The sequence below is a fragment of the Mesorhizobium sp. M7A.F.Ca.ET.027.03.2.1 genome, assembly GCF_003999175.1.
Lineage (GTDB): Bacteria > Pseudomonadota > Alphaproteobacteria > Rhizobiales > Rhizobiaceae > Mesorhizobium.
The window spans coordinates 1-6,269 of record NZ_RZOM01000275.1 but is presented as its reverse complement, the minus strand read 5'-3'; the positions used below and the strand labels follow the sequence as shown (position 1 = coordinate 6,269).

General features: G+C 62.9%; 9 protein-coding genes, 1 tRNA gene and 1 pseudogene. 7 read left to right on the top strand and 4 right to left on the bottom strand.

Going from position 1 to position 6,269, the window contains the following annotated elements:
- Positions 1-429 (top strand): annotated as a pseudogene (locus tag EN750_RS14275) (alpha/beta hydrolase); the annotation flags it as partial.
- Here the strand turns inward: EN750_RS14275 and EN750_RS14270 are convergent.
- Together EN750_RS14270 and EN750_RS14265 are read right to left on the bottom strand one after the other, a co-directional pair.
- A complete protein-coding gene (locus tag EN750_RS14270) occupies positions 409-957 on the bottom strand; it encodes an MgtC/SapB family protein (RefSeq protein WP_127271137.1) in 549 nt (182 codons plus the stop codon). The pseudogene EN750_RS14275 and the gene EN750_RS14270 sit on opposite strands and share 21 nt — an antisense overlap.
- Before the next feature lie 141 nt (positions 958-1,098).
- Positions 1,099-2,154 carry a PAS domain S-box protein gene (locus tag EN750_RS14265; RefSeq protein WP_127396797.1) on the bottom strand — a complete coding sequence of 352 codons (1,056 nt, stop codon included), beginning with the start codon at positions 2,152-2,154 and terminating at the stop codon, positions 1,099-1,101.
- A 186-nt stretch (positions 2,155-2,340) separates the two neighbouring features.
- Here EN750_RS14265 and EN750_RS14260 point away from each other — a divergent pair, with 186 nt between their 5' ends.
- From EN750_RS14260 to EN750_RS14235, 5 genes are all read left to right on the top strand, one after another.
- Positions 2,341-2,823 (top strand): pyridoxamine 5'-phosphate oxidase family protein, encoded by a 483-nt coding sequence (locus EN750_RS14260; protein WP_127396796.1) that lies wholly within the window; start codon positions 2,341-2,343, stop codon positions 2,821-2,823.
- Positions 2,824-3,204: 381 nt separating this feature from the next.
- Positions 3,205-3,498 (top strand): hypothetical protein, encoded by a 294-nt coding sequence (locus EN750_RS14255; protein WP_127396795.1) that lies wholly within the window; start codon positions 3,205-3,207, stop codon positions 3,496-3,498.
- An 84-nt stretch (positions 3,499-3,582) separates the two neighbouring features.
- Positions 3,583-3,656, top strand: a tRNA-Gln gene (locus tag EN750_RS14250).
- A 313-nt stretch (positions 3,657-3,969) separates the two neighbouring features.
- A complete protein-coding gene (locus EN750_RS14240; RefSeq protein ID WP_127396793.1) occupies positions 3,970-4,155 on the top strand; it encodes a hypothetical protein in 186 nt (61 codons plus the stop codon).
- Positions 4,156-4,352: 197 nt separating this feature from the next.
- Complete coding sequence (locus EN750_RS14235; RefSeq protein ID WP_127331684.1) at positions 4,353-4,559, top strand: hypothetical protein; 207 nt, start codon at positions 4,353-4,355, stop codon at positions 4,557-4,559.
- A 96-nt stretch (positions 4,560-4,655) separates the two neighbouring features.
- Here EN750_RS14235 and EN750_RS14230 read toward each other — a convergent pair whose 3' ends face one another.
- Positions 4,656-4,898: a hypothetical protein gene (locus EN750_RS14230; RefSeq protein WP_127396792.1), complete on the bottom strand. Its 243-nt coding sequence runs from the start codon at positions 4,896-4,898 to the stop codon at positions 4,656-4,658.
- A 281-nt stretch (positions 4,899-5,179) separates the two neighbouring features.
- Here EN750_RS14230 and EN750_RS14225 point away from each other — a divergent pair, with 281 nt between their 5' ends.
- Positions 5,180-5,497: a hypothetical protein gene (locus EN750_RS14225; protein WP_127269194.1), complete on the top strand. Its 318-nt coding sequence runs from the start codon at positions 5,180-5,182 to the stop codon at positions 5,495-5,497.
- 103 nt (positions 5,498-5,600) lie between these two features.
- Here EN750_RS14225 and EN750_RS14220 read toward each other — a convergent pair.
- Positions 5,601-6,269: NmrA family NAD(P)-binding protein (locus tag EN750_RS14220; protein WP_127396791.1), on the bottom strand; the 669-nt coding region annotated here is incomplete at its 5' end.

The following is a 6,269-nucleotide window of genomic DNA, read 5'->3' as shown; positions in this document are numbered from 1 at the left end:
GTCGTCGACAATGCGCTCAACGGCTGGGGCTCGCCGCCATCGGCGTTTCCAGCCGAAGTGCGTCGGGCCTATGTCGAGGCCTTGCGCGCGCCTGCCCACGCCCATGCCATCTGCGAGGAATATCGGGCGGCAGCCACGCTCGACCGCGAGCACGATCATGCCGACAACGCAGCCGGCCGGCGCATTCGCTGCCCGCTGCTGGCGCTATGGAGCGGTCAGGGCGCGTTGGCGCAATGGTATGCCGGCGAAGGCGGGCCGCTGGCGCTGTGGCGCGGCTGGGCCGACGATGTGCGCGGCCAGGCGATGCCGGGCGGGCACTTCTTTCCCGAGGAGAACCCGGCGCGCACGGCCGATCTGCTGGCCGGCTTCTTCGGTGAAACCAGTCACGGCATCTCTCGGCGAACGGGATTATCTTCGCCCTCCCTTTGATCGGGCCGAGGCCCCCTCCTTCTCCGCCTTTGCCTGACTGCCTTCATCACCGGCGGCAAGGCCGGGTCCGCGTTCGAACCGGCGCAGAAAGCCGGCAACGATCAGCACGATCAGCGTGCCGAACCCGGCCACTTGCCAAAGACCCAGTCCGCAGGCGACGCCGATCGCGCCCGCCAGCCACATGCCGGCGCCGGTCGTTAGCCCATGCACCTCGCCGCGCGAAAACATGATCGAGCCGGCGGCGAGGAAAGCGACGCCGGCGGTCACCGCCTCGACCACCCGGATCGGATCGACCTTGACCGATTCCCCCGCGAACATCGGCGCGTGCACGATCTCGACCGTCAGGATGCCGAAGGTGGCGGCGGCGACGCAGACGAGGATATGCGTGCGAAGTCCGGCCGGGCGATTGCGCCATTCGCGTTCGAAACCGATGACCGCGCCATAGAGCGTGGCCAGCAACAGCCGCGCCGCGATGACCGGAAACGAGGTGTAGGTGGAATGGCCGAATTCCTCGACGAGCTGTTCCATGATGTCCCCTCCGAAAGCTTGACGCCACAACGCGGCCACCGGGTCGCGGTTCCTGAATCCACGGCCAGGTGCGGCAAGGATGCGGCCGCTTTTGAATACGCATCTGCCAAAGGGAGGTTGATGGAACCAACCCTCAAGGGCTCAGGAAGGCTCGGTTTCGGGCAGGTCGGCGCCGAGCTGCGGAACGATGATCGAAGCCAGCGGCGCCGTCAGGGACCATTTGAGATGGCCCGGGCTGCGATCCAGCACCGCCAAGCCGTTCAGCGATTGCGGCGCGACCCGTTGCAGGACGACGGTGCCGAAACCCTTGCGCGTGCTTTCGTCCCACCGCTCTCCCTCGCGCACCGGCATCGTCTCGTCCCAGACCAGATGGATTTCCCGCTTGTCCGAAACGCCTTCGACGATCCGCCAGGTGATCTCGAGCCGCCCGGCCTCGCTCGCCAGCGCGCCATATTTTGAAGAGTTGGTGCCGAGTTCATGAAATGCCATGCCGAGATTTTGCACGGCGTTCGGCTGCAGGGTCAAAAGCGGCCCGGAGAGCGATACCCGCGCCTCGTGGCCGAACGGCTTGAGCTGCTCCTGGGCGAGGTCGAAGAGGCTGGCGCCGGCCCATTCCGAGTTCACCAGCAGATCGTGCGACCGCGACAGCGCCATGATGCGGGAGCGGATCAACTCCTCGAATTCACGCGGATCGGTCGAGCGTTTGCTGGTCTCCCTGATCATCGAGAGGATCACCGCGAACTGGTTCTTGACGCGATGGTTCACCTCGCGGAGCAAAAGCCTGATCCGGCGCTCGCTCTCCTTGCTGGCGGTGATGTCGCGGGCGATCTTCGAGGCGCCGATGATCTCGCCGGACACGTTCCTGATCGGCGAAATGGTCAGCGACACGGCGATGAGGCCGCCATCCTTGCGCCGGCGGATCGTCTCGTAGCTGGCCAGCAGCTCGCCCCTGCGAACCCGGCTGATGATGTCGGTCTCTTCATCCTTGAGATGATCGGGGATGAGCATGAGCACGGAGCGGCCGACGGCCTCTTCGGCGGTGTAGCCGAACATGCGTTGCGCCGCCGCGTTCCAACTGGTGATGATGCTGTTCAGATCCTTGCTGACGATGGCGTCGAAGGACGAATCGACAATCGCTGCCAACCGCGCATCGGCGGTGATGGCGATCAAGGCATCACGGCCCGCCAAATCTATCACGGTCGACCCCTTTTCCCTCTGCGCGGATTGCGCGCATGGCCACCAATGCGCCGCGGTGCATTTTGGTTGCAATCGCCTCCAACATTCCTCCCAGGAACAGTCGGGGCAGTTCATGTCCGGAACCTTGCGCGCCTGCGCGAGTTGCACCCGACACCCCCCGTGGACGGCTCAATAAGGAGGCACACAATGAGCGACGGCAACAGCGATCTCGACCGGGTCTGGAAGCTGATGGACAGGATCGGCTTCTGTATGCTCGCCACTCGCGAAGGCGATGACATCCGCTCGCGACCGATGGCGGCGCATGTGGTGCGCGACGAAAACGCCGTCTATTTCCTCACCGATGTCGACGGTCACAAGGATGACGAGATCGAAGCCGAGCCTAATGTCGGCCTCGCCTTCGCCGATTCAGGCGGCCAGAAATATGTTTCCGTCAGCGGTCTGGCGGCGGTTTCGAACGACCGCGCCAAGATCAGGGAGTTGTGGTCGACCCCGGCCAAGGCCTGGTGGGACAGTGCCGATGATCCTTCGATCCGCGTGCTTAAGGTGACGCCGAAGGACGCCCAGTATTGGGACAGCCCCGGCACCGTGGTCAGCTACGTGAAGATGCTGGCGGCAGCGGTCAGCGACAGCCGCCCGGAAATCGGTGACACCGGTAAGGTCAGGATGTAGCCGGACGGCGATGAAAATCACGACATCAGTCAGATGTACGAATGCCGGCGGGTCGCATTTGACATATTGCTGGCGGCATACCGGCGCGGATCAGTCTGGCTTGGGAGGGTCAGGGGCATTCGGCACTGGATCGGCGTCAGTATCCCTTTGCGGACAGTCCTCATAGCTGTGGTCGCGCCCGCCGCAGAAAGAACAGCACATGGCCTCGCGATCCCCGTTTCCGGGCCGCCATTGCGGGGTTTCGTAGGGCTTCCTGCCATCCATCCCCAGCAATGCACGACGGACCATTTGGTTGCGCCGCCACAGACGGCCAGCCGGCGGTTGCGGAACCACCCGCCGGGATGCGAGTTTCGGCCGATATATCCATTCGAGGGAACAGCCATGCCAATGCGCCGAATTGCCTTGATGACGGCAGCGATCCTGCTGGCCGCGACCGGCCTCGCCGAAGCCAGGCCCGACACCCGCACGATGAGTTGCGACCAACTCCGGCAACTGCTCCAAAGCCGCCATGCCGTGGTGCTGACCACCGGCCCCAACACCTATAACCGCTATGTCAGGCAGTTCGGCAATGAATGCGACTGGCCGGAGGTGCCGATGTCGGCCTATGTCCCGACCCGTGACGGCAGCTGCCCGGTCTACCGCTGCGAGGAACCCGTCACCAACTTTCCGGACTGACACCGCGCTTCCAATCGGCTTTGCCGCCGCAGTGCGTTGATCCCGGCGCGCGAACCGGCTAGGGGTGGGGCGCAACGTGCATTTTCCCGCTTCGTCTAATGGTAGGACAGCGCCCTTTGAAGGCGTGAATCGAGGTTCGAGCCCTTGAGCGGGAACCAGCAACCAACCGTTCGCCTGCTCAAAGCGCGCAGGGCTGGCCAGCCGCATCGGCGTATTAGTGAACGCTTGTATTTCGCCCCAAGCAGGATCATCATCCGGACCGTTAGTGGCTTCAAGGGGTGCAGCGCCATGGAACTGAGTTGCTTTGACGGGGGCATCCTTGCATCGACGATGTCCCTGAACGTCACGGCGGTTTTCATAATACTGGCCGCATTTGCCGCATTTCGGCTGGTTGCAATGTCAGGCGAAGGTTCTGTCGACCAACTCCAGACGGCGTAGCCCGCAGGGGACCTCCGGTTCAGGAGAAGGCATATGGCCGCGAGAAAAGTGATAGCCGTCAAGGATTGGTCTTGCGGCATGAGCGACGAGCTCGGCCGCGTCGTCCTGACCATCAACCCGACCGAGGGTGAGCCCATTCTGATTTTGATGACAATCTTCCAGGCGGCAAGGATGGCCGGGGAATTGCGGGTTCCGAAACTCGTCTCCATGCCTCGGTGACGCAGCGCCCCTGGGCAAATCGGATCAAGCTCGCCGGGGCAGCCCCAACGCCCTCCCCAGCGAGCTGTTGCTCCGTTACGATGAACGATGGAGCAATTACTGCTTTACGAATCCGGGCGCCGTTAAGTTGCATCCGGCCTCCTGAAACCATTTCGCGGACCCTGCGTTGACCACCGGGCCGACACAGGAGACATCTCATGACCGTCAACTGCCGCATATCGATCGACAACCGGCCGGAGGCCACGGACGCCGTTTTCCAGGCGGTTCCCCGGATCGGCGAAAGTGTTGCGCTGTCGATCGACGGAACCACGCAGGATCTGCGGGTATCGCGCGTCGTGCACGTCACCAATGGCAGCCTGGAAGGTGCCGCGATAATCGTCGAAGTGACGACCAACATCCTCTGAACCGAGAGTCTCGTCCCGCTACGCCAGCCGGCGCCGCGTCGCGGCAACTGCCGACCGGCCTGCGGGGCCAGGGCGGCTCACGCGTGGTGAACCGCCCTACTCCTTGCCGCCGTCGGAAATGCCGTTGCCGCCGGCGGTTGGCAAGATGCCGAAGTCTTGCGACTTCGTCCCTTGCTCCGCCGTCAGGAAGCCATCCGAGGCAAGACCGCGCCGCAGCAATTCCCTCACGGCGGCCGAACGGCTCGGCATGCGCTTGTCAAAGCGCCAGTTTTCCAGCGCCGCCAGTTCGTCTGACGTCAGCATGATCTGCAACCGTTCCGGGCGTTCCAGGTCAGTCATCGCGCTTCCCTCGCTCCGCACCATGAATACGTAGAATGAGTATTCAACTTACTCAACTCATAGTTAGGAAACCGCTCCTAGCGCGTCAAGACCTCGCGATGGGTGAACCGCTTGTCATGCTCATGAAGAGCGTGATGCGTATTCGGCGTAACACACACAGTTGCACAACTATGCTAACTATTTGATTTGTTTGGGTATAATTTAATTAGTGACTTGCCAAGCCCAAGCCCCTGCCGCATTGTGCAACCTGAACAGAAAACCATTCCCTTTGGGAGGTTTCGATGCGGTATGATTACTCGGCGCGACTGCGCGATGACGTCCGTTCAGCAGTCCAGGTCGCCTTCAGGAAGACCGGCATCGTCAGCATCACGGCGGTGGCGGAGCATGTAAGGGTCAGGAATCTGGCCGAAAACGTCGCCCTCGAGGACGTCGAATACCTTGTCTTCCAGGCAGCCCAGCTGATTGGCGCGGCAATTGAATTCGACGGGCTCACCAATTTCGACGGCGTAGCTGGTCTGTTCGTGGATGGCCTCGGTGGCGACGATGGTGAGCGCGTCAACGCCCAACTCGACAGACCTGGTGAGGCCACCCTGCAGTAGGGCGGTTCAGGCTGAACGCGCATTTGTCCCGTGCCAGCCAGAGCGGCCTCCTCAAAAGGCCGCCCTGCTGTTTCCGTACCTTGGTGATGACCAGAGCAGTTCCTCAGGCGGAGCCGGCGATTTGTGAGGCGAAGTCGCGATAGGGACGCAGCGGGCGGCCCAGAAGCGTGGTCAGGCGCTCGACGTCGCCGGCCTCGGGCAGCATGCCGTCGGTCAGGAACCGTTCGCCCATCAAGCGCATGTCGTACGCCATCCAGGCAGGCAGGAACTGCTTGAGATTCTGCTCGAAATCTTCGGTGTTGTCGCCGCCGTAGCTGATCGGGCGGGCAAGCACGTCGGACCAGATAGCGGCGATATCCGTCCCGGTCAGTGTCTGCGGACCGACGAGGTTGATCCGCTCGAGCGCAAGCGGCTCCGCGGACCGTTCGCGGCGCAGCAGCTCGAGAGCGGCGATCTCGGCGATATCACGCACGTCGACCATGGCGAGCCCCTTGGCGCCGACCGGCATTGTGTAGGTGCCGTAGCCGGTGATGACGTCTTCGATCATCAGGTCGTTCTGGATGAAATAGGCCGGGCGCAGGATCGTGGCCTGGAAGCCCATCTGCTCGATCATTCGCTCGACGCCGAATTTGCCGGCGAAATGCGGCACGTTCACATAGACGTCCGCATGGATCACCGAGAGATAGACGATCCGCCCGATGCCCGCCGATCGGGCGACGTTCAGCGCGACCAAAGCCTGGGTGAATTCGTCCGGCACCACGGCGTTCAAGAG